Annotated in this window: 1 protein-coding gene; it reads right to left on the reverse strand. The window is 57.7% G+C overall.

Annotated features, from left to right (window positions below; all coding sequences use genetic code 11):
• Positions 1–123 precede the first annotated feature (123 nt).
• Positions 124–1104: an IS5 family transposase gene (locus DBR46_RS29980; RefSeq protein ID WP_124530037.1), complete on the reverse strand. Its 981-nt coding sequence runs from the start codon at positions 1102–1104 to the stop codon at positions 124–126.
• Between the last annotated feature and the right edge of the window lie 61 nt (positions 1105–1165).

Below are 1165 nucleotides of genomic sequence, written 5' to 3' on the forward strand. Positions count from 1 at the left end.
GGATGCTCCGATCAACTTGCCGCGCAGCGATGGCATGCCGTAATTCGCCCGGCACTCAGCGCTATTCCCTGAAAACGGCCTAATACAGTGTGCGGCGGAGCGTTTTCCGCCCGGTTCTCCGTGTTAAGTGCGCAACTCACCCAAACCCATCAGTCGTTTTCGAGCCATCCACAGGTTCGACAGGGCGAACAGCGTGGTCAGTTGGGCCGTGTTTTTCATCAGCCCACGAAAGCGTACTTTCACGTAACCAAACTGGCGCTTGATGACCCGAAACGGATGCTCAACCTTGGCGCGTGTCTGCGCTTTGCAGTACTCGATCTTGCGCTTAGCTTTGTACAACAGGCTGCGTTTGTTCAGCTTGGAATACGTGCTGCGCCGAGCCGCGATTTGCCAGATCACGTCACGATTTTCGTGCTCTTCACGCTTCTCGACACCGGTGTAACCTGCGTCCGCATAGACCGCGTTTTCGTCCCCGTGGAGCAGTTCAGCGACTTGGGTGACATCGGCCACATTGGCAGCGGTGCCGTGGACGTGATGAACCAGTCCCGACTCAACGTCAGCGCCGATGTGGGCCTTCATACCGAAGAAATACTGGTTCCCCTTCTTGGTCTGATGCATCTCGGGATCCCGCTCGCCGTCTTTGTTCTTGGTCGAGCTTGGGGCATGAATAATGGTCGCGTCGACGATGGTGCCCTGGCGCAGCGACAGGCCTTTTTCCTGCAAATAACCGTTGATGACCGCGAGGATGGCAGGCGCCAATTGATGCTTCTCCAGCAAGTGCCGGAAGTTCATGATCGTGGTGTCTTCAGGGATCGGCGCGCTCAGTGTCAGATGCGCGAACTGACGCATGGGCGTGATTTCGTAGAGCGCTTCTTCCATGGCCGGATCGCTGAGGGAGAACCAGTTCTGCAGCAGGTGAATGCGCAGCATGGTTTCCAGTGGGTAAGGTTTTCGACCGCCACCGGTCTTGGGGTAGAACGGCTCGATCAGGCCAAGCAGACCTGCCCAGGGCACGACCTGATCCATCTCGGCAAGGAAGCGTTCGCGGCGGGTTTGCTTGCGCTTGCCGGCGTACTCGAAGTCGGAAAAGCTCATCTGGCTCATGGGAGGCTCGGATCAGGTGGTCGGGCGATTTTCGCATACCCGGGACTTGTTCGGAGATTCC

Source organism: Pseudomonas sp. KBW05, assembly GCF_003852405.1.
Classification (GTDB): Bacteria; Pseudomonadota; Gammaproteobacteria; order Pseudomonadales; family Pseudomonadaceae; genus Aquipseudomonas.